21 protein-coding genes are annotated in these 23,460 nt (G+C 53.5%); 14 read left to right on the top strand and 7 right to left on the bottom strand.

Features of this window, described 5'->3' with window-relative positions; all coding sequences use genetic code 11:
- Positions 1–3: 3 nt before the first annotated feature.
- Positions 4–831 (bottom strand): methyltransferase domain-containing protein, encoded by an 828-nt coding sequence (locus DS901_RS17690; protein ID WP_258546791.1) that lies wholly within the window; start codon positions 829–831, stop codon positions 4–6.
- A gap of 22 nt (positions 832–853) precedes the next feature.
- Between DS901_RS17690 and DS901_RS17685 the strand changes: the two genes are divergently transcribed.
- Genes DS901_RS17685 through DS901_RS17670 form a run of 4 tightly spaced genes read left to right on the top strand, consistent with a single transcriptional unit; the run spans position 854 to position 3,134 of the window.
- Positions 854–1,576 carry a double zinc ribbon domain-containing protein gene (locus DS901_RS17685; RefSeq protein WP_113778265.1) on the top strand — a complete coding sequence of 241 codons (723 nt, stop codon included), beginning with the start codon at positions 854–856 and terminating at the stop codon, positions 1,574–1,576.
- Between the two features lie 30 nt (positions 1,577–1,606).
- Positions 1,607–1,864 (top strand): glutaredoxin 3, encoded by a 258-nt coding sequence (gene grxC, locus DS901_RS17680; protein ID WP_113778264.1) that lies wholly within the window; start codon positions 1,607–1,609, stop codon positions 1,862–1,864.
- Positions 1,861–2,691 (top strand): carbon-nitrogen hydrolase family protein, encoded by an 831-nt coding sequence (locus tag DS901_RS17675; protein WP_113778263.1) that lies wholly within the window; start codon positions 1,861–1,863, stop codon positions 2,689–2,691. Before grxC ends, DS901_RS17675 begins: the two co-directional genes overlap by 4 nt.
- Positions 2,691–3,134, top strand: coding sequence for a MarR family winged helix-turn-helix transcriptional regulator (locus DS901_RS17670; protein WP_113778262.1), 444 nt, complete (start codon positions 2,691–2,693; stop codon positions 3,132–3,134). Before DS901_RS17675 ends, DS901_RS17670 begins: the two co-directional genes overlap by 1 nt.
- Here the strand turns inward: DS901_RS17670 and DS901_RS17665 are convergent.
- From DS901_RS17665 to ubiG, 3 genes are read right to left on the bottom strand one after another with little or no spacing between them, the layout of a single operon-like run.
- Complete coding sequence (locus DS901_RS17665) at positions 3,112–4,077, bottom strand: NAD-dependent epimerase/dehydratase family protein (protein ID WP_113778261.1); 966 nt, start codon at positions 4,075–4,077, stop codon at positions 3,112–3,114. The genes DS901_RS17670 and DS901_RS17665 overlap by 23 nt on opposite strands.
- Complete coding sequence (locus DS901_RS17660) at positions 4,074–5,102, bottom strand: glycosyl transferase family 90 (protein WP_113778260.1); 1,029 nt, start codon at positions 5,100–5,102, stop codon at positions 4,074–4,076. The genes DS901_RS17665 and DS901_RS17660 overlap by 4 nt, the downstream gene beginning before the upstream one ends.
- Positions 5,103–5,157: 55 nt before the next feature.
- A complete protein-coding gene (gene ubiG / locus DS901_RS17655; RefSeq protein WP_113778259.1) occupies positions 5,158–5,904 on the bottom strand; it encodes a bifunctional 2-polyprenyl-6-hydroxyphenol methylase/3-demethylubiquinol 3-O-methyltransferase UbiG in 747 nt (248 codons plus the stop codon).
- 49 nt (positions 5,905–5,953) lie between these two features.
- Between ubiG and pip the strand changes: the two genes are divergently transcribed.
- The 9 genes from pip (at position 5,954) to infB (ending at position 18,015) form a co-directional block, all read left to right on the top strand.
- Positions 5,954–6,949, top strand: coding sequence for a prolyl aminopeptidase (gene pip, locus DS901_RS17650; RefSeq protein WP_113778258.1), 996 nt, complete (start codon positions 5,954–5,956; stop codon positions 6,947–6,949).
- Between the two features lie 69 nt (positions 6,950–7,018).
- A complete protein-coding gene (locus tag DS901_RS17645; RefSeq protein ID WP_113778257.1) occupies positions 7,019–8,011 on the top strand; it encodes an ABC transporter permease in 993 nt (330 codons plus the stop codon).
- Positions 8,011–9,207, top strand: coding sequence for an ABC transporter permease (locus DS901_RS17640; protein ID WP_113778408.1), 1,197 nt, complete (start codon positions 8,011–8,013; stop codon positions 9,205–9,207). The genes DS901_RS17645 and DS901_RS17640 overlap by 1 nt, the downstream gene beginning before the upstream one ends.
- Positions 9,204–10,850: an ABC transporter ATP-binding protein gene (locus DS901_RS17635; RefSeq protein WP_113778256.1), complete on the top strand. Its 1,647-nt coding sequence runs from the start codon at positions 9,204–9,206 to the stop codon at positions 10,848–10,850. The genes DS901_RS17640 and DS901_RS17635 overlap by 4 nt, the downstream gene beginning before the upstream one ends.
- A gap of 73 nt (positions 10,851–10,923) precedes the next feature.
- Complete coding sequence (locus DS901_RS17630) at positions 10,924–12,465, top strand: ABC transporter substrate-binding protein (RefSeq protein ID WP_113778255.1); 1,542 nt, start codon at positions 10,924–10,926, stop codon at positions 12,463–12,465.
- A gap of 212 nt (positions 12,466–12,677) precedes the next feature.
- On the top strand, positions 12,678–13,253 hold the full coding sequence (rimP, locus tag DS901_RS17625) for a ribosome maturation factor RimP (RefSeq protein ID WP_113778407.1): 576 nt from the start codon (positions 12,678–12,680) through the stop codon (positions 13,251–13,253).
- A complete protein-coding gene (gene nusA, locus DS901_RS17620) occupies positions 13,253–14,863 on the top strand; it encodes a transcription termination factor NusA (RefSeq protein WP_113778254.1) in 1,611 nt (536 codons plus the stop codon). The genes rimP and nusA overlap by 1 nt, the downstream gene beginning before the upstream one ends.
- Positions 14,864–14,887: 24 nt before the next feature.
- Positions 14,888–15,523, top strand: a complete 636-nt coding sequence (locus DS901_RS17615; protein ID WP_113778253.1) for an RNA-binding protein — start codon at positions 14,888–14,890, stop codon at positions 15,521–15,523.
- Positions 15,520–18,015, top strand: coding sequence for a translation initiation factor IF-2 (gene infB, locus DS901_RS17610; protein ID WP_113778252.1), 2,496 nt, complete (start codon positions 15,520–15,522; stop codon positions 18,013–18,015). The genes DS901_RS17615 and infB overlap by 4 nt, the downstream gene beginning before the upstream one ends.
- A 53-nt stretch (positions 18,016–18,068) precedes the next feature.
- Here the strand turns inward: infB and DS901_RS17605 are convergent, their stop codons facing one another.
- The 3 genes from DS901_RS17605 to DS901_RS17595 are packed head-to-tail and all read right to left on the bottom strand — an operon-like array spanning position 18,069 to position 20,528.
- Positions 18,069–18,467, bottom strand: coding sequence for a (deoxy)nucleoside triphosphate pyrophosphohydrolase (locus DS901_RS17605; protein ID WP_113778251.1), 399 nt, complete (start codon positions 18,465–18,467; stop codon positions 18,069–18,071).
- Positions 18,464–19,678, bottom strand: coding sequence for a bifunctional glutamate N-acetyltransferase/amino-acid acetyltransferase ArgJ (argJ, locus tag DS901_RS17600; RefSeq protein WP_181820926.1), 1,215 nt, complete (start codon positions 19,676–19,678; stop codon positions 18,464–18,466). Before argJ ends, DS901_RS17605 begins: the two co-directional genes overlap by 4 nt.
- 4 nt (positions 19,679–19,682) lie before the next feature.
- Positions 19,683–20,528, bottom strand: a complete 846-nt coding sequence (locus DS901_RS17595) for a peptidylprolyl isomerase (protein WP_113778249.1) — start codon at positions 20,526–20,528, stop codon at positions 19,683–19,685.
- A gap of 184 nt (positions 20,529–20,712) precedes the next feature.
- Between DS901_RS17595 and secA the strand changes: the two genes are divergently transcribed.
- Positions 20,713–23,391 (top strand): preprotein translocase subunit SecA, encoded by a 2,679-nt coding sequence (gene secA / locus DS901_RS17590; RefSeq protein ID WP_113778406.1) that lies wholly within the window; start codon positions 20,713–20,715, stop codon positions 23,389–23,391.
- Positions 23,392–23,460 lie beyond the last annotated feature (69 nt).

Genomic DNA, 23,460 nt, shown 5'->3' with positions numbered 1-23,460 from the left:
TTGTTAGGTATCGGACGGATCAAGCGGCGTTTCAACCGTGCTTAGCGCATCTGCAAGCCGCGTTCTCGCGCTGCCGGGGCGCAGAGGTTGTTGCTGTCCGTCTCCGGGCGCCCAACCTGTCAGCGTGATCAGCTCGAATGTGGCATCGACACGCCCGTCTTCATTGGTGAAATGCTCAGCATAGATGCTGGCGGTTTCCGTCATGATATTGCGCCGGGTCAAGTGTTTCACCCGGTCGATCATCGCATTGGTTTCGCCCATCTTGCGCAGATCATGCATCAGGTGAAACGCATTTGCATAGCTTGCCGTCAGCGGGGTTGCATCTGCCACAGGTAGCGCGAATCCAGCGCGCTGCAACAGGGCCCCCAGATCACGAATTTCACCCATCGGGGCGATCCGCGGCGAAATTCCACCTGCAACAATAGCCTCGGCTTCGGCCAGTGACGCACGTAATTCGTGCAAGGTCTGCCCCCCCAAGAACCCACAAAGCAAAAGCCCGTCAGGCTTTAGCGCATGCCGACATTGCACCAATTGCCCCACCGGATCATTGGCCCAGTGCAACGCCATGACATGCAAAACAAGATCATGTGCGCCCGGTTGCAGCTCCAGAACATCTTCATCCGCGACAATCGTAGCGGCGGGAAAAGCCTGCGCCCAAAAATCGGGAAATCCAGTTACAATCGCGACCGACGTAAAGGTTCTGTTAACCTCGTTCAGTCTTTCATGCAGTTCGGCGGCCAATGCGTCGTGCAAGAACAGCGCGTCGGCATCTGCGCGGGCGCGGTTGCGTTGCAAGGTGCGGCGGTCAAATAGGGTTGGCATTTTTTCCATGTCCCCCATCTAGGGTGCAATTATGCGAATGCAAAGCGTGATCAGAGCAATTTACCCTGCGCAATGCGTCGCATGTGATGCGCAGACCGATTCAGAATTCGGCTTATGCGGGGCGTGCTGGCGCGAAACGCAGTTTATTGGCGGGGTGGTCTGCGATAGTTGCGGCACGCCTTTGCCTGGCGATGATCCCAGTGAAACAGTACAATGCGATGATTGTATGAAAATCGCGCGGCCGTGGGAACATGGCCGTGCAGCGCTTGTCTATACTGGCGTGGGCCGGCGGTTAGTGCTGGGTTTGAAACACGGGGATCGCACCGATTTGGCGCGGCCTGCTGCGATTTGGCTTGCGCGCGCGGCGCGGCCGCTTTTGCGCGATGACACGGTTTTAGTGCCTGTGCCGTTGCATTGGCAGCGCCGCGTAAAGCGGCGATACAATCAGGCCGCTTTGCTTGCATTGGCGCTGGGCCGCGAGTTGAATGTGCCAACTTGTGCGGATGCGTTGTTGCGCCCAAAAAAGACCAAACCGCTCGAAGGACATAGCCGTGATGCCCGCTTTGCTGCGCTATCAAATGCGATTTCGCCGAACGCAAAACGCGTGGGCGCAATCGCAGGAAAATCGGTGATTCTGGTCGACGATGTCATGACCTCTGGCGCGACCTTGGCCGCCGCGACCGAGGCCCTACTGACAGCAGGTGCCACAAATGTGTCAATTGTTACGCTGGCAAGGGTGGTCAAAGATGCCTAAATACATCCAAGCAAACTAAGGATGATATAGATGAGCACTGTTGAGATTTACACAAAAGCCACTTGTGGGTTTTGCCATATGGCTAAACGGCTTTTATCCGCAAAGGGTGTTAGCTTTGCCGAAGTTGACATTCTTAAGCAGCCCAAGCGCCGCCCAGAGATGATCCAGCGTGCCAATGGGCGCAGCACAGTGCCGCAGATTTTCATTGGTGGAAAACACATCGGCGGATGTGACGATCTTATGGCGCTTGATCGTAGTGGTAAATTGGATGCTATGCTGACGGTATGAAAGCCGCATTGATCCAATTGAACTCGAGCGACGATCCCGTGCAGAATTTGGCGGATACAGTGGCTTTAATTGCCTGTGCGGCGGCCCAAGGGGCAGAGTTTGTTGCCACGCCAGAGGTCACAAACTGTGTTTCGATGGACCGGGATCATCAGCAGCGGGTTTTGCAGCACGAAGCTGATGATCAAACACTGATCGGGCTCCGTGAGGCCGCAAAGACGCATAAGCTTTGGCTGTCAGTTGGGTCACTTGCATTGAAAACGGGTGATCCTGACGGGCGATTTGCCAATAGGTCCTTTGTGATTAACCCGTCTGGGGATATCGTCGCGCGCTATGACAAGATCCACATGTTTGATGTCGCCGTGTCAGAAACGGAAACCTACAAAGAATCCGCTGGCTATCGGCCGGGTACGCGTGCCGTGATTGCACAAACGCCTTTTGGGATTCTGGGGCTCAGCATTTGTTTTGATTTACGGTTTCCTTATCTCTACCGCGCCTTAGCGCAAAGTGGCGCTGAAATTTTGCTGGTGCCAGCGGCGTTTTCGCCTGTCACGGGGGCGGCGCATTGGGAAACGCTATTGCGTGCACGGGCGATTGAAACCGGATCCTACGTTTTGGCAGCCGCGCAAACGGGCGCACATGCGTCATCGACCGGGCGAACGCGCCAAACTTACGGGCATTCGCTGGCTATCTCTCCGTGGGGCGAGGTATTGGCGGATTCCGGCACGTCGCCGGGAATCACGATGGTTGATATTGATCGGACAAAAGTGGCACAAAGCCGCAAACGTATTGCGGCTCTTGCATCTGACAGGGCTTTTGAAGGTCCATAATGTCTGAAAGCACTAAAAACCTTGCTGTATCGCTGTTTAGCGAAATTTTGGTCGTTGATCAGCTTGCGCGCGCAAGCGTGGCGCGGGTTTTACCCAAAGGAATGGAGCTTTCACATTTTTCGGTGCTAAACCAACTGGCACATGCTGGCGTTGAACGCACCCCGGCGCAATTGGCCAAGACATTTCATCTGACCCGAGGCGCAATGACAAACACGCTTAATAAGCTAGAGCGCGCAGGCTGGGTGCATGTTCGCCCTGATTGGGATGATGCCCGCCGCAAACTGGTAGCGATTAGCCCTGCAGGCCAATCAGCGCGTGACGCCGCCTTGGATGTGATTGCTCCGCTCATCGCCGAAGTCGTCACCACCGTTGGCGAAGAAAAAGTGCGCAGCGCTTTGCCAGTTATGCGTGAAATGCGCCTTAAGCTGAGCGAGATCGACTAGCACCATCGGTTTGCGCCACGATCATTTGCGCCAACCCATCATCTAGGGTGACCTGCGGTGCCCATCCCAACATTGATTGTGCTTTGGATATATCAGGGCAGCGACGGGTTGGATCATCAACGGGCCGCGGGTGAAATTCAATTGGTGTGTCGTTCCCAAAATATGCGTTCACGCGGGCTGCGATATGCCCGATTGTGACTTCATGGGGGTTCCCGATGTTGATCACTTCGCCCTTAGCGCCGGGTTCACTGGCAAGCCGCATCAACCCATCAACAGTATCTGAAACATAGCAAAAGCTGCGGGTTTGGCTGCCATCGCCGTGAATGGTCAAGGCGCGGTTTGCTTGGGCTTGTGCGATGAAATTTGGCAAGGCGCGGCCATCTTCGCGGGCCATGCCCGGCCCGTAGGTGTTAAAGATGCGGGCGATGCGGATATTTGTCTCGCTATGTCGAAATGCATCCATCAGCAGGCTTTCGGCGGCGCGCTTGCTTTCGTCGTAACAGGATCGTGGCCCCACGGGATTCACGTTGCCCCAATCAGATTCCTTTTGCGGATGTGACAGCGGGTCGCCGTAAACTTCGCTGGTTGAGGCCTGAACAAAGCAGGCGCCGCACTGTTGCGCGTGATCAAGTAGGATCGCAGTGCCATAGATATTGCTGCGCCACGTCTGCAGCGGATCAGCTTGATACTGCGGCGGGGATGCGGGGCTTGCCAGATTGAAAATGATATCAACCTGTGGAAATGACCCAACCGTTGCGATGTCGCGATCGGTGACGGTAAGCTGATGGTTGCCAAGCAGTGCAACACCTTCACGCGACCCGGTCGAAAAATTATCGACAACGTTGACGCGCGCACCCTGCGCAATCAATGCCCGGACGAGATGCGTGCCGATGAACCCGGCACCACCTGCAACCAGAACTGATTTGTTGGTCCAAAATGTCATATAGCGCCTTCTGTCGTGTTAATGATGTCCGCCGCAACGCGGGTTTCTGTTTCAAATGTCATCGCCCGTGCCAATTCCTGACCAGCCGCCGCAATCGCGCGCGCTTTGTCCGGATTAGATTTCACCCAGTCAACGTTTGCCGCTAAATCGGACATATCGGCGCTGATTGGCACATAGTGTTCCCATGCGGTTAGCTTGTGATAATACCACTGCCGAAACCCAAATTGGCTTTCAACTTTGAGAACACAACAGCCTAACTTGAGCCGTTCCATGAAATTGCACCACGCGTTGGTAAACCCATCAATATCAATCGCGTACTTCATGCCACCCCATTCAAGTGTGGGAATGAACTCCCCGATCAGCCTGGCGCGTGCAAGCGGCCCGTGAACCATGGCGTTGACGTCATCCACAAACCGAAAATCGATCCCGAGTGCTTGGCATTTTTGTGCCATACGGAGTCTTTGCATTACCCCGGGATTGTCCTGAAGCGCTGGATCAAGGGAAAAGAGGCCAGAATTATTCACACGTCCACGCCAGACAATCTCGTCAGAACGATCATCCCATTTGAGCGCTTTGGTCGCCGCAAAATAGTTCGTTGCTTTGTAGCCATGCGAGCGAAAAAAATGCGGATCAGGCAACATTGAAACGCTAGGTGAGCAGCTAGAATAACTGTAGTTCGCTGTGCTTGGCCCCTGTCCATCATCGCCATATAAAGTGATAGATTTAACTTTAGAATTAGTGTGCTGCATCCAGTAAGACGCAGCCGCGATCTTGTTGGTAATATCTGCAAACCCGTAGGCAGGTGTGTCCTTGTTCAGATAAACACGAAGTGCGTTGCCGTGTTTCGCGATTGTGAAGTCCAGCCCACCGGTGCCCGTTTCCGATCTAATTAATTGGATCGACGGGCGTTTGGCGCCCGCCTTTACATACTCATCAAGCGTACATTTATGCAGCCATTTGATGAGCTGATCTTCTTTGGTACGGTTGGCCCGGTTTCGTTTCCAGGTTTGAATAAGGTTACTCAATTGGGGCGACTTTCAATCTAGCTACACTTATAGAGTGCATGAAAAGAACGGGATGTCACGTCGCGGGCTTCAGTGCCGTTGTGACATAATTTACCGACAGATCCCGATCAGAGATTGACCAAGTAAATTGCGCAAAGTTGAAGACAAACCCTTTGCGATCCACGGGGGTGAGGCCGGCGTTTTCTATCAGCTTATAAAGCTCATCAGGTGTGATAAATTTTGCCCATTCATGCGTGCCTTTGGGAAGCCACCGCATGATCCATTCGGCACCGATAATTGCCATGCCAAAGGACTTTGGATTGCGATTGATGGTTGAACAAATCTGGATGCCTCCCGGCTTTAGCAGCTGTTGGCAGGCGGTCAAAAACCCGAGAGGGTCGGCCACGTGTTCGATAACTTCCATGTTAAGGACGACATCAAATTGTTCCCCATCCGCAGCAAGCGCTTCGGCTGTGACAAAGCGATAATCTATGTCTAGCCCGGATTGGGCCGCATGAACCTTGGCGACGGAAATATTGCGCTCAGCTGCATCTGCCCCGACAATTGTTGCGCCCAACCGCGCCATTGGTTCACAAAGCAGCCCGCCACCACAACCGATATCAAGGATGCGCAATCCGTTGAACGGGTTCGGCTTGGTCAGATCACGCCCAAATTCAGCGGCAATTTGACGAGTGATATAGTCCAATCGGATCGGATTCATCATGTGCAAGGGCTTGAATTTCCCGTTCAAATCCCACCACTCTGCGGCCATTGCCTCGAATTTGGCGATCTCGGATGGGTCGACGGTATTGGTGGCAGACATGTGCTGGCTCCGGATGGTCAGTGCGTTACACGTAGGATATAGGGTGATTATGGACAAAACCGTAGGGCATAAAAGCGCATACGCGTATCTTTATCCAGCTTTGGACCCGTTCGACCGCCGTATGTTGGATGTGGGCGACGGGCATAATGTTTATGTTGAACAATGCGGCAACCCAAATGGCATCCCGGTAGTGGTCTTGCATGGTGGGCCGGGCGGCGGCTGTAGCCCTGCGATGCGCCGATATTTTGATCCATCAATCTACAGGATTGTTCTTTTTGATCAGCGAGGTTGCGGTAAATCACGGCCCCATGCCAGCGTTGTCGCGAATACTACCTGGCATCTGGTGGCGGATATTGAATTGATCCGGCAAACCCTTGGTATCGATGATTGGGTCGTCTTTGGCGGCAGTTGGGGGGCGACGCTGGCGTTGATCTATGCGCAAGCCTATCCCGAAAAAGTGCGCGCCTTGGTTTTGCGCGGCGTGTTCTTGATGACGCAACCAGAGCTTGATTGGTTTTATGGCGGTGGTGCGGGCCGATTTTGGCCAGAGCTTTGGGACCGCTTTGCATCATTGATTCCTATAGATGAGCATGGTGATTTTGTAGCGGCCTATCACAGACGTCTTTTCAGCGGTGATCACGCAGAAGAAGTGAAATACGCGCGGGCATGGACGGCGTGGGAAAATGCGCTTGCCGCGATTGGAAGCGACGGAGTTACAGGTGATGCCCCTGCAGAGTACGCGCGCGCCTTTGCACGGCTTGAAAACCACTATTTTGTAAACGATGGTTTTTTGGACAAATCACAACAAATTTTACACCCAGACCAATTGGCCAAAATCGCACATATTCCCGGCGTGATTGTGCAGGGGCGTTACGATATGATTTGTCCACCGGATTCTGCGCACAAACTCTCGAAATTATGGGGAAATTCGCGCTTAATTATGGTTGCGCGCGCTGGGCATGCATTGTCAGAACCAGCGATTAGTGCGGCCCTTGTTCACTGCATGGATCGTTACAATTCCGCACAATCTTTCACCGGGCTTTAGAGTTTACAAGGGTTTACAAGTTGTTTCACGCCGTTAAGGTGTCGCTTAACCAATTGGGAATGCGATACTTTGCACACCGTTCTTAAGATTATCTTGCAGCGCCTTGCGCTGGGCTTGGTCACTTTGCTGATCGTTTCCGTGGTCATTTTTGTCGCCGTGAACATGTTGCCGGGGGATTTTGCGCAAGCGATCCTTGGTCAAGGCGCAACCGAAGAATCTGTCGCTGCAATCCGCCGCGATCTGGGTTTGGACCAACCGCTTGTGACACGCTATTTTAGCTGGCTGGCTGGTGTTGTGCAGGGTGACTTTGGGTCCAGTTTTGCAAGCGCAAACGCTGCCAGTTTCAGTGGGACCTCGTCAGGGGTCACGACGGTTGCGCAACAAATCGCGCCGCGCTTTGCCAACACGATGTTCCTTGCTGCGGTCACCGCGGCATTCGCCGTGCCGCTTGCTGTGGGGCTGGGGGTCTTGGCGGCGCTATACCGGAACTCAGTATTTGACCGGGCGGCCAATATTTTCACGCTGACGTCAATCTCAAGCCCAGAATTCTTTCTTGCTTATGTGTTGATTTTGTTTCTGGCGGTGCTGAACCCAATTTTCCCATCATTGTCGAATATCTATGACGGGATGGCGTTTGGCGAACGATTGAACAAATCAATGCTACCTGCGCTTGTGCTGACGCTTGTTGTGACGGCGCATATGATGCGGATGACGCGTGCCGCAATTATTAACCTGCTTGCCAGCCCATATATCGAAATGGCGCGGCTTAAGGGGATGTCGCCGATGCGCGTGATTGTGAAACACGCGCTACCAAACGCGCTTGCGCCGATCATCAACGTAGTTGCGTTGAACCTCGCCTATTTGATCACGGGTGTTGTCGTGGTCGAAGTGGTATTTGTGTATCCGGGTATTGGGCAGCTGTTCGTAGACAGTGTGAAAACCCGCGATATTCCTGTTGTACAAGCCTGCTGCATGATTTTTGCCGCCGCGTATATTCTTTTGAACCTGACGGCTGACATCATGTCGATCCTGTCCAACCCACGTCTGAGGCACCCGAAATGATGTTATGGATTGTAGCGACATTGGTCGGCATGGGCGTATTGGCGTGGACATTCCGTTTTGCGGGTCAGCAAGTGACAGGTCAAACGCCCAAGTTTCGCGATATGCCGTTTGGCGTGGCTTACGGCTATGTTGTCGCTGCCCTCATTCTGGGCTGGCTGGTGTGGGCGTATATGCAAGGTCGCAGCAGCGACCCGGCGATTGCGAATAAATTCTTCTTTTTGCGGATCGGTATCGAAGGGTTCATCATCTTTGCGATTGCCGCGTGGCTATTTCGGACCGCAGGGCGCGCTGTTGGAACAGCATGGTCACGCAAAATGTTCCGCGATATGCCGCTAACGGCCGCCTTTGGTGTGCTGATTATCTTGATCTACGCTATTCTTGCTATTTTCGCAGGGGTTCTGGCCCCCTACGGCCAAGAACAAATTATCCCCGGTGTTGCAGCTAATATCACCCCGGGTGGTGATCCTGCGCTGGGCGGTAACCCCGACTTTCCTTTGGGTACGGACCAAATTGGGCGCGATATCCTAAGCCGGTTAATTTACGGCGCACAAAACACCGTTGGCATCGCCTTTGCGACGACCCTTCTAGCCTTCTTTCTTGGCGGCACGTTTGGCTTTCTGGCAGCGACCTTTGGTGGTTGGTTGGATCAAATTCTTTCGCGCTTGGTCGATGTTTTGATGGCCATTCCATCGCTGATCTTTGCGCTGTTGTTGATGACAATCGCGAGCGTTTGGGCCCCGCAATTGGGTATTCCATTAACCGTGTTTATGGTGCTGATCATCGCAGTGATTGATAGTACCCGCGTGTTTCGTCTTTCGCGTGCCGTTGGGCAAAACATCGTTGTGATGGATTACATCGAGGCCGCAAAACTGCGTGGTGAGGGTTTTGGATATATCATCTTCAAAGAAATCCTGCCCAACGCAACGGCGCCGCTGCTTGCTGAATTTGGACTGCGCTTTTGCTTTGTGTTTTTGACAATTGCAGCGCTGTCGTTCCTTGGTGTGGGTATCCAACCACCTTTGGCTGATTGGGGAACCATGGTGCGCGATCTTAGTGGCTTTGTGAACTATGCGCAGTTTGCACCATTGGCAGCCACTGCGCCACTTTTGGCGGCGGGCGCAATTGCGCTGCTAACGGTAGCCGTGAACTTTGTGGTGGACTGGATGCTGTATAAATCATCGGGGCTCAAAGAATGACTGAACCGCTTTTGAAAATGCGCGGCGTCGAGATCGAAGGCCGCAGCGACGAGACGTGGAACCCAATTATCAACGGTGTTGATTTGACCCTTGCCCGCGGCGAAGTGCTGGGACTTATCGGTGAATCCGGTGCTGGGAAATCAACGATGGGCCTTGCCGCAATGGGGTATACCCGTGACGGCGTTCGGATTAGCGGCGGCAGCGTGGAATTTGACGGTATTGATTTGTTGACTGCATCCGCCGCTGTAAAACGTGGCCTGCTGGGCAAACGTATCGCTTATGTTGCGCAATCCGCGGCTGCCAGCTTTAACCCCGCACACCGGTTGATTGATCAGCACGTCGAGGCTCCGATGCAGCATGGGGTTATGGACCGTGGTGAAAGTGAAGAAGACGGGATGGAGCTTTACCGCAAATTGCGGTTGCCCAATCCAGATGAAATCGGCTTTCGCTACCCGCATCAGGTGTCCGGTGGGCAATTGCAGCGCGCGATGACTGCGATGGCGATGTCGTGCCGCCCTGATCTGATTATCTTTGATGAACCAACCACGGCGCTTGATGTGACCACGCAGATCGAGGTGCTTTCCGCGATCCGTGATATTGTGACCCAATTTCGCACGGCAGCGATTTATATCACCCATGACTTGGCTGTTGTTGCGCAAATGTCCGACCGGATTAAGGTCTTGCTAAAGGGCGACGAGGTCGAAACGTCGGATACCCGAACGATGTTGAGCGCGCCAACACAGGAATATACAAAATCGCTCTGGGCCGTACGCAGCTTTGAACGCCCAAAAAAACCGGCCGTTGCGACAGGTGCGGTCCCGTTGGTCAGCATCAAGAATGTTGACGCATCTTATGGCACCGCGAAGGTCTTGCATGATGTCAGCTTTGATATGCATGCAGGGCGAACCGTCGCGGTCGTCGGTGAATCTGGCTCAGGCAAATCCACGACAGCGCGGTGTATCACCGGATTGCTGCCGCCAACAGCGGGTCAGGTTTTGCTTGAAGGTGAAACGCTGCCAGCCAGCTATAAGAAGCGCAGCAAAGATCAACTGCGTCAGGTTCAGATGATTTACCAAATGGCTGACACAGCGCTGAACCCGCGCATGTCGATTGGGCAAATTATTGCGCGACCTGTGCAATTCTACCTAGGTCTGACAGGTGCAGAAAAACGCAAACGTGTCGACCAATTGCTAGAACAAATTGAGCTAGAGCCGACGGAATACTACAACCGTCTGCCTTCAGAGCTTTCAGGCGGCCAAAAACAGCGGATCGGCATCGCCCGCGCTTTGGCCGCAGAGCCAAAGTTTATTATCTGCGATGAGGTCACATCCGCACTTGATCAGCTCGTTGCCGAAGGCATTTTGCGGCTTTTGGCAAATTTGCAAGATAATCTTGGTCTGACCTATATGTTTATCACCCATGATTTGGCGACGGTTCGCGCAATTGCGGATGAAGTCGTCGTCATGAAAGATGGGCGCGTTGTGGAGCAAGGGCCAAAAGCCGATATGTTCAAACCGCCGCACCATGCATATACTGATTTGTTGCTTAGTTCGGTCCCGGAAATGGACCCAGATTGGCTCACTAATCTGCTTGAGGAACGCGGTGTAGATAATATCGGCGATGCTGCGGTTGATAAGATGTAAAACGAATCGTCTATTTTTGAATGGAACAAACGGGCAAACTATCGCTCGAGCAAGCTAACTAGGAGAATGACAAATGAATGGAATTAGTAGACGCGGTCTATTGAAAACGGGTGTCGCTGCTGGCGTACTGGGCCTGACGGGCCTGCCTGCACGTGCGCAATCACGTGGTGGTAAACTCACCGCTGGCCTTAACGGTGCCAACACATCTGACAGCTGGGATGGGCGCACGCACTCTGATTTGTTCATGATTGCCTCTGCCATGGGGTGTGTGTTTGATTGTCTTACTGAAAACGGCGCAGATGGCCTACTAAAGGGCGAATTGGCAGAAAGCTGGGAAGCAAGTCCCGATGCAAAAGTATGGACATTTAACCTGCGCCAAGGTGTGACATTCCACAACGGCAAGGCATTTGGTGCTGACGATGTGATTGAATCGCTTCAGATGCACGTGGTCGAAGGCTCTAAATCTGCCGCGCAGCCAATCGTTGCAGCGATTACTGAAATGACTAAAATTACCGAACATCAGGTGCAATTCACACTGGAATCTGGCAACGCGGATTTCCCATATCTGATGTCTGACTATCACCTGCTGATCTATCCCGCTGGCCAAATTGAAGAAGCGATCGAAAAAGGGATCGGTACAGGGCTTTACGAAGTTGCTGCATTTGATCCGGGTGTGCGTTTTGTCGGTAAGCGTTACGAAAACCACTATAAAGGTGACGATGCTGGTTTCTTCGAAGAAATCGAATACATCGCGATCAACGACAACACTGCGCGTATGAACGCATTGCTGACGGGTCAGGTCGATGCGGTAAACCGGATCGACTTTAAGGCTGAAGCACTGCTTAAGGCCAATCCTGCTGTGCGTATCCAAGAAGTAACGGGCAACCAGCACTACACTTTCCCGATGCACACAAACACCGCCCCATTTGACGACGTTAACGTGCGTCAGGCGCTGAAATACGGCATCAACCGTCAGGAAATGGTCGACAAGATCCTGCTTGGTCACGGTAAAGTTGGTAACGACAGCCCAATCGGCCCAGCGAACCAGTATTATCATGCTGAAATGGAGCAGCTGGCGTACGATCCCGATAAGGCGCGGTATCACTTGCAACAGGCTGGTCTTGATGGTCTGAGCATTGATCTGTCTGCGTCAAATGCCGCGTTTGAGGGTGCTGTAGACGCTGCACAATTGTTCCAAGCATCTGCATCTGCGGGCGGCATTGATATCAACGTAGTGCAAGAGCCTGCCGATGGTTACTGGTCAAACGTTTGGCTGAAAAAGCCATTCTGCGCATGCTACTGGTCTGGTCGCGCGACCGAAGATTGGATGTTCTCATCTGCCTATGCAGCTGGCGTTCCATGGAATGACAGCATGTGGGATAACCCACGCTTCGAAGAGCTTCTGGTAAATGCACGCGCTGAACTTGATAGTGATGTCCGCCGCGGTCAGTACTATGAAATGCAGCAAATCCTGAGCACAGAAGGCGGCACATTGATCCCAATGTTCGCGAACTACGTGCAAGCCGTGAACAACCGGATCGTATCTCCTGAAGTTGTTGGGAACATCTGGCAGATGGATAACGCACGTATGGCAGAGCGCTGGTCTGTCGCGTAAACGCTACTCCACTGATACAATCGAAACGCCCTGCCGAAAGGTGGGGCGTTTTGGCTTTGGTGTTTGGATACTGATCGCGCCCGCAAGGGGTTGCAGACTCACCTTCGTGGGCGTATATGGTCGGTAATAGCGGCACGTTGGCTTCCAAACCCAAGGTTCCACCGGGAAACATCAACGGGCCGCGCGCCCGTTTTTTTGTGCTTGAGAGAGATATGAACGACCTGATCGCCAAAGCGGCCATTGACCGCCGTATCGCTGAAATTATCACCCCCGTCGTCGAAGACATGGGGTTCGAAGTCGTGCGTGTGCGTTTGATGACTGGCAAGGAAAGCATCCTGCAAATCATGGTGCAAAAGCCTGATGGCACGATGGAAGTCGACGATTGCGGGCATGTGTCCACGGCGCTGAGCGCGGTTTTGGATGTCGAAGACCCGATTGTTGATGTTTATAACCTTGAAGTCTCTAGCCCGGGCATTGACCGCCCGCTGACACGGTTCAAAGATTTCGCGCAATGGGAAGGCTTTGAGGCCAAGATCGAAACCGACGAATTGATTGATGGCCGTCGCCGTTTCAAAGGCCCGCTTGCTGGCGTTGAAGGTGACGAAGTGTTGATCACGATCCCCGAAGGGACGATTGGTCTGAAATTTGAATGGCTGTCAGACGCCAAACTGGTACTGACAGATGAATTGATCCGCGATGTTTTGCGCGGTCGTAAAGATGCGGGCCAAATCGACGAAGCCCAATTTGATGAGATTGAAACCATAATTGATGGTGAGGAGAACACCTGATGGCATATACTTCCGCGAACCAGCTGGAGCTTTTGCAAACGGCCGAAGCCGTCGCACGTGAAAAAAACATCGAGCCCGGCTTGGTTGTTGAAGCGATGGAAGAATCGCTCGCGCGGGCTGCAAAGTCTCGCTACGGCGCTGAAATGGACATCCGTGTGGATATCGACCGTAAGACCGGTAAAGCCACGTTTACACGTGTGCGTACGGTTGTTGAGGAAGAAGAGCTTGAAAACTATCAGGCTGAATTCACCGTCGAGCAAGCCCGCGAATACATGGAAGATCCCGAAGTGGGGCAGCAGTTCGTCGAAGAAGTCCCACCTGTTGAACTGGGTCGGATCGCTGCGCAATCTGCCAAGCAGGTGATCTTGCAAAAAGTCCGCGAAGCGGAGCGTGACAAGCAATACGAAGAATTCAAAGACAAGGCCGGCACAATCATCAACGCGCTGGTTAAGCGCGAAGAATACGGCAACGTCATCGTGGATGTGGGCGCTGGCGAAGCTGTCTTGCGTCGCAACGAAAAGATCGGCCGCGAGGCTTACCGCCCGAACGACCGTATCCGCTGCTACATCAAAGAAGTTCGTCGCGAACAGCGCGGACCGCAGATTTTCCTTTCACGGACAGCGCCAGAGTTCATGGCCGAGCTGTTCAAAATGGAAGTGCCTGAAATCTATGAAGGCGTGATCGACATTAAGGCCGTTGCCCGCGACCCGGGTTCACGCGCGAAAATTGCTGTGATTTCGTACGATAACTCTATTGATCCTGTCGGTGCCTGCGTCGGTATGCGCGGATCACGTGTTCAGGCTGTTGTGAACGAATTGCAGGGCGAAAAGATCGACATCATTCCTTGGAATGAAGACATGCCGACTTTCCTTGTGAACGCGTTGCAGCCGGCCGAAGTATCCAAAGTTGTTCTAGACGAAGAAGCTGGCAAAATCGAAGTTGTTGTTCCTGACGAACAGCTGTCATTGGCGATTGGCCGTCGTGGCCAAAACGTGCGCCTTGCGTCACAATTGACTGGCTTGGACATCGACATTCTGACCGAAGAAGAAGAGAGCAAGCGTCGTCAGGCGGAGTTTGAGCTGCGCACGAAATTGTTCATGGACACTCTTGATCTGGACGAGTTCTTTGCCCAACTATTGGTTTCCGAAGGGTTCACAAACCTCGAAGAGGTGGCCTATGTCGAAGTTGACGAACTGACCGTGATTGAAGGCGTTGACGGCGATACTGCCAGCGAATTGCAGGCACGTGCGCGCGACTATCTTGAAGCCAAAGCGAAAAAAGCAATGGATGCAGCCCGCGCGTTGGGTGTTGAAGACAGCCTTGTGAACTTCGAAGGCCTGACTCCAGATATGCTAGAAGCACTGGGCAAAGACGGCGTGAAAACGCTGGAAGATTTTGCAACCTGCGCAGACTGGGAACTGGCTGGCGGCTGGACCATCGTCGATGGCGAGCGCAGCAAAGATGACGGCGTTCTGGAACCGTTTGAAGTGTCTTTGGAAGAAGCGCAAAACATGGTCATGACCGCTCGCGTCATGTTGGGCTGGGTTGATCCGGCTGAGCTTGAAGCTGAGGCCGAAGAAGAAGAACTGACAGAGGAAGAAGAGGCCTAATCAGGCCCTTTGAGGGAATAGATCATGGCGCGTGGCGGCCACAACAAAGCAAAAGATGACGCGGCGACACGTAAGTGTATCGTCACCGGCGAAGCGCAGCCAAAGGCTGGGCTGGTTCGGTTTGTTGTGGGGCCCGATGATCAGGTCTATCCCGATGTTCTTGGTAAATTGCCCGGCCGCGGCATGTATGTTTCGTCAACACGCGAAGCGTTAGATGCGGCAAACAAAGGGCAGTTTTCACGCTCTGCCAAACAAGCGGTCACCGTTCCTGACGGTCTGACCGCCGAAGTAGAACGGCAAATTTCACGTCACGCGGTGGATTTGATCGCGATGACGCGTAAATCGGGCCGCGCGGTCTGTGGGTTTGAAAAGGTTAAAGGATGGCTCGCTGGTGGCGAGCGGGTTCGAGTCTTGGTTCAGGCCTCTAATGGGTCCGAACGGGGCAAAGCAAAATTATGGACGCCTGAAGGTGCCCGGTACTTTGGCTGCTTCACAGCCGAAGAATTGGGTTTGGCTTTTGGGCGGCAAAGTGTGATACATGGCGCGCTTGCGACTGGCGGACTCAGCAATCGTGTTGTAGAGGAAGCCACAAGGCTACGTGGCTTACGCGAAGTGGACGGTGGCGATACGGCCTCCGGGAAGGATATAGAAGCTAAATGAGCGATAACGACGGTAAAAAGACACTCGGTCTCGGTGGTTCGCGTCCAAGCAACGTGAAACAAAGTTTTAGCCATGGGCGGACCAAGAATGTCGTGGTGGAAACCAAGCGTAAACGCGTTGTGGTACCAAAACCCGGCGCAGCCAAACCAACAGGTGGTTCCGGCCCCATTGGTGGCGACCCTTCAAAACGTCCTGCAGGCATTTCAGATGTCGAACTCGAACGCCGGATGAAGGCGCTCGCGATGGCGAAGGCCCGCGAGACAGAAGAAAAAGCAAAGCGCGAAGCCGAAGAAAAAGCCCGCGCCGCTGAACGCGAAGCACGCCGCGCCGAGATCGAAGCAAAAGAAGCTGAAGAAAAAGCCCGCGAGGAGCGCGCTAAGGCAAAAGCCGAAGAAGAAGAACGCAAGCGTGCCGAAGCTGCAAAAGCTAAAGCCAAAGCAGATGCGCCCGCCGCTGCCCCTGCTGCCGCTGCCGCGCCTGGCGAAACCGCCGTTACACGCCCATCTTCTGCGCCACGTAAAACAGACCGCGACGCACCAAGCCGTGACAAAGCAGCCAAAGCAAAACCCGGTCGTGGTGGCGCCAACGATGGCCGTCGTTCTGGTAAGCTAACGCTCAACAATGCAACGGCAGGCCGCGAAGGTGGCCGTCAGCGTTCAATGGCTGCGATGAAGCGTAAACAAGACCGTGCCCGCGCCAAAGCAATGGGTGTTTCGGCTGAGCGTGAAAAGGTATTCCGCGACGTTGCCCTGCCCGAAGCGATCACCGTTTCAGAATTGGCAAACCGGATGTCCGAACGTGTGGCAGATGTGGTAAAGGCCTTGATGACAAATGGCATCATGGCGACCCAGAACCAAACCATCGACGCGGACACAGCCGAGCTGATCATCGAAGAATTTGGCCACACCGTTGTCCGCGTTTCTGATGCGGACGTCGAAGATGTGATCACCAAGATTGATGATGATCCAAAAGATCTGCAACCGCGTCCGCCGATCATCACGATCATGGGCCATGTTGACCATGGTAAAACATCACTTCTTGATGCGATCCGGAATGCAAAAGTTGTCGCTGGCGAAGCTGGCGGGATCACACAGCATATCGGTGCTTATCAGGTGACAACAGACAGCGGTGCTGTTTTGTCATTCCTTGATACACCGGGTCACGCGGCGTTTACGTCAATGCGGTCACGCGGTGCGCATGTGACTGATATTGTTGTACTTGTTGTGGCTGCTGATGATGCGGTGATGCCACAAACCATCGAGGCGATTAATCACGCGAAAGCCGCGAAAGTACCGATGATTGTCGCGATCAACAAGATCGATAAGCCAGCAGCAAACGCCGACAAAGTACGTACAGATTTGTTGCAACACGAGGTGATTGTTGAAAAGATGTCTGGCGATGTGCAAGACGTCGAAGTGTCAGCGATGACAGGCCAAGGTCTGGATACGTTGCTTGAAGCGATTGCGTTACAGGCTGAAATTCTAGAACTGAAAGCCAACCCTAATCGTTCTGCCGAAGGTGCGGTGATCGAGGCGCAGCTTGATGTTGGTCGCGGTCCGGTCGCAACTGTTTTGATCCAAAACGGTACCCTGCGCCAAGGCGACATTTTTGTTGTTGGTGAACAGCACGGTAAGGTCCGTGCGTTGATCAATGATAAAGGTGAGCGCGTGACTGAAGCTGGCCCTGCCGTGCCTGTCGAGGTTCTTGGCCTCAATGGCACACCCGAAGCGGGCGACGTGCTGAACGTGGTTGATACCGACGCGCAAGCACGTGAAATCGCGGAATATCGTGAAAAGGCAGCGAAAGAAAAACGTGCTGCGGCGGGTGCTGCGACGACGCTTGAACAGTTGATGGCAAACGCCAAGCAAAACGAAAACGTCAACGAATTGCCTGTGGTCGTTAAAGCCGATGTGCAGGGCTCTGCCGAAGCGATCGTGCAAGCGATGGAGAAAATCGGTAACGACGAAGTCCGCGTGCGGGTTCTGCATTCGGGCGTTGGCGCGATCACAGAAACCGACATTGGTCTGGCCGAAGCATCGGGCGCCCCAGTGTTTGGCTTTAACGTACGTGCAAACACATCTGCACGGAACACAGCCAACCAAAAAGGCGTTGAGATCCGTTATTATTCGGTGATCTACGATCTTGTGGACGATGTTAAGGCAGCGGCCTCTGGTTTGCTTTCCGCTGAGATTCGCGAGAAATTCATCGGTTACGCGTCCATCAAAGAAGTCTTTAAGGTATCGAACGTCGGTAAGGTTGCCGGCTGTATCGTCACCGAAGGTGTCGCACGCCGCTCAGCTGGTGTGCGCCTACTGCGCGACAACGTGGTTATCCACGAAGGTACGCTGAAGACACTGAAACGCTTCAAGGATGAAGTCCCCGAAGTGCAGTCAGGTCAAGAATGTGGTATGGCGTTTGAAAACTACGACGATATCCGCCCAGACGATGTGATCGAAATCTTCGAGCGTGAAGAAGTCGAACGCAACCTGTAGGGGGCATAACGTCAATAAATAAAGGGGCGGTCCAGCGGGCCGCCCTTTGTCGTTTATAACCAGTCGCGCAAGATGGGGATTAGCGGCACATCTGCCGCTGGCATTGGGTAATCGCGCATATCATTTGGGCGCACCCATTTCAGTACCTGACCCTCGCGAGCCTGTGGTGTGCCATCCCATTTACGACAGGCAAACAGCGGCATCAGCAGGTGAAAATCATCATAGCTGTGGCTCGCGAAAGTAAGCGGCGCAAGGCATGAACCCCATGTTTCAATGCCAAGCTCTTCGTGCAGTTCGCGGATGAGCGCGGCTTCGGGCGTTTCACCTGGTTCAATTTTGCCGCCAGGAAATTCCCATAGCCCGGCCATAGATTTGCCCGCAGGGCGCTGTGCTAAAAGCACGCGCCCGTCAGGATCAATCAAGGCAACTGCGGAGACAAGCACGGTCTTCACGACCGATAATCCGCGTTGATATCGATATAGCCGTGGGTCAAGTCGCAGGTCCAAACGGTTGATGCGCCGGTTCCAAGCCCAAGATCGACACCAATCGTTAGCTCTTGGTTCTTCATATAGGCGCTCGCGACCTCTTCGGAATAATCGGGTGCGCGCCAGCCGCTTTCAGCGACGAGAATATCACCAAAGCGAATGGATAAACGATCACGATCTGCCGCAGCCCCAGATTTCCCGACCGCCATGACGATACGGCCCCAATTGGCGTCCTCGCCTGCGACGGCGGTTTTGACCAAGGGTGAATTGGCAATGGCCATGGCGACTTTGCGCGCATCTTTGGCATCGGCAGCACCGGTGACATCGACAGTCACGAACTTGGTCGCGCCTTCGCCGTCGCGCACGACTTGATGTGAAAGATCAAGCATCACGCCGTGTAGTGCATCAACGAAATCGCTGTTTCCAGTGACATCGACGTCAGATGCGCCAGTTGCCGCAAGAATAAGACTGTCAGAAGTAGACGTATCGCTATCAACCGTGATGCAGTTGAAGGTTTTGTCGTTCTGTTCGCTGACGACTTGCTGCAAATCGGTTTGGGCAATTTTGGCATCGGTGAACAGATAAACCAGCATTGTCGCCATATCGGGAGCGATCATGCCTGAACCTTTGGCGATTCCGGCGATTTTCACGGGTTTGCCGGCGATTATCACCGTTGTACTCGCGCCTTTGGGAAAGGTGTCTGTGGTCATGATGGCGCGCGCCGCGTCTTCGATCTTGTCCGCGCTTTGGTTCGCCGCAAGCTCTGCGATTTTTGCTGTAATCCGATCATGCGGAAGCCGTTCGCCAATCACCCCGGTTGACGCAGTAAAGACGCGCGCGGCGTCAATTGACAACGTTGATGCCACGGCATCGCAAATCGCGACAACACTATCGTCGCCACGCTTTCCTGTGAACGCATTTGAGTTTCCGGAATTCACAATAATCGCCGCTGGCCCGCTTGGGTCACCGCCCAATTTCGCCTGACAATCTAATACATTTGCTGACCGCGTCGCGGAACGGGTGAAGACGCCGGCAATCGCGCTGCCGGCGGAAAGGCAAGCCAACATCACGTCGGTACGTCCAGCGTAGCGTACACCGGCTGCGGCTGACGCAAAAGTGACGCCGTCAATTTCCGGAAGGTCCGGAAATTGCGCGGGGGCAAGCGGTGAAACAGTCACGCGATCAATCCAGCAGGTCGAAACGGCTGATGATGGTGGCGTCGAACTGACCTTCTTCGGGCTTTATGACATTTGAATCAGCGGCAAGCTGTTCAAGATGCGCGGTGATTGCAGCCTCTTGCAATTCGCCGGTCAACTGCGGGGTCATTTCTTCGAGCGTCGGACGTGGTTGCACGCGCTCTTCAAGCAATGTTGCAAGGTGCCAACCAAACTGGGTTTCAAACGGATCAGACACGCCGCCGACTTCAAGTTCGGTGATGGCGGTTTCAAATTCGGGGACCATTGCACCGGGTCCGAACCAACCAAGATCACCACCATTTGGGCCAGTTGGACCCGTGGACACGGCGCGCGCAACATCTGCAAATTCTTCGCCCTCATCAATGCGGTTCTTTGCGGCGATTGCTTCTTCTTCTGTTTCAACCAAAAGATGCGCCGCGTGGAATTCCGGAAGTTCTTCGGCGTTCGCAAAGCGTTCGTCGTAGGCAGCTTGAATGATGTCTGGTGTAATCGCGGCTTCGGCGACAACAGTAATTGCCGCACCCGCAAGCAACGTGCGCTCTTCGTTTTTGAGCGCATATAGCACAGTGGCAGGGGCGTCTTCGACAGTATCTGCAAGAAGCTGCTGTTGGATCAATTGGTCAATCAATCCCTCAAATAACACTTCTTCGGGAAACTGCGCGTATTGTTCTGGCAATTCGGTGCGTGCGATCAGCACTTCGCCCAATGTGATCTCAGTTTCGCCGACAGTCGCGATGACGGTGTCGACTGTTACGTCGTCTTGGGCAAATGCGGTTCCTGACAATGACATTGTCAGCGCGGTTGCACCCAAAAATGTAACATGTTTCAGCATAAATCGATCCCTAAATGATCCACGCGGGTGCGTGGCGTTGACACTGCATATCCGGCCCCTTACATCCCTAAGATGCCTCGACGGGGCTGGCTCTTGGCCCTTTGTATGTGGCCAGTCGCGGGCCTACAAGCGGCCTCGTCTTAATTTGATGTCAGACAGGCGCAGATGCGCCGCCGGAGTGAATATGCTGGGTATTGGAACGATTACCAAAAAGGTGTTTGGTACCGCCAACGACCGCAAAGTGAAGGCTGTTCGCCCGCTGGTCGCGCAGATCAACGCGCTTGAGCCTGAGTTCGAAGCCCTTTCTGACGAAGACATCAAAAACAAGACAGAGGCGCTCGCAAAACGCGCCATGAGTGGCGAAAGCCTTGATAAACTGCTGCCGGAAGCCTTTGCCAACTGTCGCGAAGCGGCCAAACGTTCTTTGGGCCTGCGTGCCTTTGATACGCAGTTGATGGGCGGGATATTCCTGCATCAAGGTAACATTTCCGAGATGAAAACCGGTGAGGGTAAAACCCTTATGGCGACATTTGCGGCCTATCTAAATGCGCTGACAGGCAAAGGCGTGCACATCGTGACCGTGAACGATTATCTTGCCAGCCGCGACGCTGAATGGATGAGCAAAGTTTACGGTGCATTGGGTCTGAAAACTGGCGTTGTTGTGCCCAATCAGCCGGATGACGAAAAGAAAGAAGCCTACGCCTGTGACGTGACCTATGCCACGAACAACGAACTTGGCTTTGATTATCTGCGCGACAACATGAAATCCGAGCTGTCACAGATGTACCAACGCCCCCACAATTTCGCGATTGTGGACGAGGTCGACAGTATTCTGATCGATGAAGCACGGACACCGCTGATCATTTCCGGCCCTGCCGAAGATCGTAGCGAAATGTACGCGACTATGGATAAGGTCATTCCGGAAATTCTCGAAGAACACTATACGCTGGACGAAAAGACCAAACAGACGACATTCACTGATGAGGGTAACGATTTCCTTGAAGCGCGATTGACCGAATTGGGCCTGCTTCCTGAAGGTCAAACGCTATACGATCCGGAAAGTGCGACCTTGGTCCACCACGTGAACCAAGCGCTGAAAGCGCATAAGCTGTTCACGCGTGATGACAACTACATCGTGCGCAACAACCAGGTTGTTTTAATTGATGAATTCACGGGCCGGATGATGGATGGACGCCGGCTGTCTGACGGGTTGCATCAGGCGATTGAAGCCAAAGAAGGCGTCGCGATCAAACCCGAGAACGTCACATTGGCGTCGGTCACATTCCAGAACTATTTCCGCCTATACGAAAAACTGGGTGGCATGACAGGGACCGCGACAACGGAAGCCGAAGAATTCATGGAAATTTACGGGCTTGGCGTGGTTGAAGTGCCCACCAACCGTCCGATTGCGCGGGTTGACGAACATGATCAGGTTTATCGCACCGCCAAAGAAAAATTCGAAGGCGTCGTCAAAGAAATCAAAGAGGCACATGCCACTGGGCAACCGATTTTGGTTGGGACGACTTCGATTGAAAAGTCAGAGCATCTTGCACAACTTCTCGGTGCTGAAGGCATTAAATTCAACGTGTTGAACGCCCGCCAACATGAACAAGAAGCGCAGATTGTTGCGGACGCCGGCCGTCTGAACGCTGTAACTATCGCCACCAACATGGCGGGTCGAGGGACTGACATTAAGCTGGGAGGTAACGTCGAATTCGCGATCATGGAAGCTATCGCCGCCAATCCCGAGGGCGATCACGCAGCGATCCGCGCACAGATTGAAGCCGCTCACGATACTGATGAAAAAGCCGTCAAAAATGCAGGTGGGCTGTTTGTTTTGGCGACAGAACGCCACGAAAGCCGCCGGATTGATAACCAGCTGCGGGGCCGTTCTGGTCGTCAGGGTGATCCGGGGCGGTCGTCGTTCTTCCTCTCGCTCGATGATGATCTGATGCGGATTTTCGGGTCTGAACGGCTTGATAAAGTGTTGTCCGGATTGGGTATGAAAGACGGCGAAGCGATTGTGCACCCTTGGGTCAATAAATCTCTGGAACGCGCGCAGGCAAAGGTCGAAGCGCGCAACTTTGACATCCGTAAGCAGCTGTTGAAATACGATGACGTGATGAATGATCAGCGCAAAGCGATCTTTTCGCAGCGCCGCGATATCATGGAAGCAACGGACCTGTCCGACATTACCAAAGATATGCGCGATCAGGTGATAGACGATCTGGTCGGCGACTACATCCCTGCAAAAAGCTATGCAGATCAATGGGATGGAGAAGGGTTGCAAACGGCCGTGAAAGAGCAGCTTGGGCTTGATTTACCCGTCGCAGAATGGGTGTCTGAAGAAGGTGTTGATGATGGTGACATTGTTGAACGTCTTGAAGACGCTTGCGACAAATTCATGGCTGAAAAAACAGAAAGTTTTGGCGATGAAACAATGCGCCGTGTTGAAAAACAGATATTGCTGCAAACGATCGATAGTAAATGGCGTGAGCATCTGTTGACGCTGAACCACTTGCGGTCGGTTGTTGGTTTTCGCGGATACGCGCAGCGAGATCCGTTGAACGAATATAAAACCGAAGGCTTCCAATTGTTTGAAAGTCTCTTGGATGGTTTGCGCGCAGATGTGACAAAACAATTGTCGCGGATTCGCCCGATGTCTAAAGAAGAACAAGAGGCCATGATCGCGCAGGCAATGCAGCAGCAGCAGGCGGCCGCAGTGGCGGCGGCCACAACGGGTAATGCGCTCCCTAGTTTTGACGAAAACGATACGACCACATGGGGTAATCCTTCGCGGAATGACGATTGCCCCTGTGGATCAGGTAAAAAATTCAAGCATTGCCACGGTCGCTTTGCGTGAATTAATGCTTAGACCCGTTGCCAGACGCTGCTAGACTGTTTGCCACTGTGAAGGGTTAACGGAATCGCT

This window comes from Loktanella sp. D2R18 (assembly GCF_003318235.1).
Classification (GTDB): Bacteria; Pseudomonadota; Alphaproteobacteria; order Rhodobacterales; family Rhodobacteraceae; genus Yoonia.
This window is presented reverse-complemented; position numbering and strand designations above follow the sequence as displayed.

What these genes read in the sequence shown, in the direction of transcription:
- DS901_RS17690 (WP_258546791.1), bottom strand. Translation starts at nt 831, where the DNA reads ATGGAAAAAATGCCAACCCTATTTGACCGCCGCACCTTGCAACGCAAC.
- DS901_RS17685 (WP_113778265.1), top strand. Translation starts at nt 854, where the DNA reads ATGCGAATGCAAAGCGTGATCAGAGCAATTTACCCTGCGCAATGCGTC.
- grxC (WP_113778264.1), top strand. Translation starts at nt 1,607, where the DNA reads ATGAGCACTGTTGAGATTTACACAAAAGCCACTTGTGGGTTTTGCCAT.
- DS901_RS17675 (WP_113778263.1), top strand. Translation starts at nt 1,861, where the DNA reads ATGAAAGCCGCATTGATCCAATTGAACTCGAGCGACGATCCCGTGCAG.
- DS901_RS17670 (WP_113778262.1), top strand. Translation starts at nt 2,691, where the DNA reads ATGTCTGAAAGCACTAAAAACCTTGCTGTATCGCTGTTTAGCGAAATT.
- DS901_RS17665 (WP_113778261.1), bottom strand. Translation starts at nt 4,077, where the DNA reads ATGACATTTTGGACCAACAAATCAGTTCTGGTTGCAGGTGGTGCCGGG.
- ubiG (WP_113778259.1), bottom strand. Translation starts at nt 5,904, where the DNA reads ATGTCTGCCACCAATACCGTCGACCCATCCGAGATCGCCAAATTCGAG.
- pip (WP_113778258.1), top strand. Translation starts at nt 5,954, where the DNA reads ATGGACAAAACCGTAGGGCATAAAAGCGCATACGCGTATCTTTATCCA.
- DS901_RS17640 (WP_113778408.1), top strand. Translation starts at nt 8,011, where the DNA reads ATGTTATGGATTGTAGCGACATTGGTCGGCATGGGCGTATTGGCGTGG.
- DS901_RS17635 (WP_113778256.1), top strand. Translation starts at nt 9,204, where the DNA reads ATGACTGAACCGCTTTTGAAAATGCGCGGCGTCGAGATCGAAGGCCGC.
- DS901_RS17630 (WP_113778255.1), top strand. Translation starts at nt 10,924, where the DNA reads ATGAATGGAATTAGTAGACGCGGTCTATTGAAAACGGGTGTCGCTGCT.
- rimP (WP_113778407.1), top strand. Translation starts at nt 12,678, where the DNA reads ATGAACGACCTGATCGCCAAAGCGGCCATTGACCGCCGTATCGCTGAA.
- nusA (WP_113778254.1), top strand. Translation starts at nt 13,253, where the DNA reads ATGGCATATACTTCCGCGAACCAGCTGGAGCTTTTGCAAACGGCCGAA.
- DS901_RS17615 (WP_113778253.1), top strand. Translation starts at nt 14,888, where the DNA reads ATGGCGCGTGGCGGCCACAACAAAGCAAAAGATGACGCGGCGACACGT.
- infB (WP_113778252.1), top strand. Translation starts at nt 15,520, where the DNA reads ATGAGCGATAACGACGGTAAAAAGACACTCGGTCTCGGTGGTTCGCGT.
- DS901_RS17595 (WP_113778249.1), bottom strand. Translation starts at nt 20,528, where the DNA reads ATGCTGAAACATGTTACATTTTTGGGTGCAACCGCGCTGACAATGTCA.
- secA (WP_113778406.1), top strand. Translation starts at nt 20,713, where the DNA reads ATGCTGGGTATTGGAACGATTACCAAAAAGGTGTTTGGTACCGCCAAC.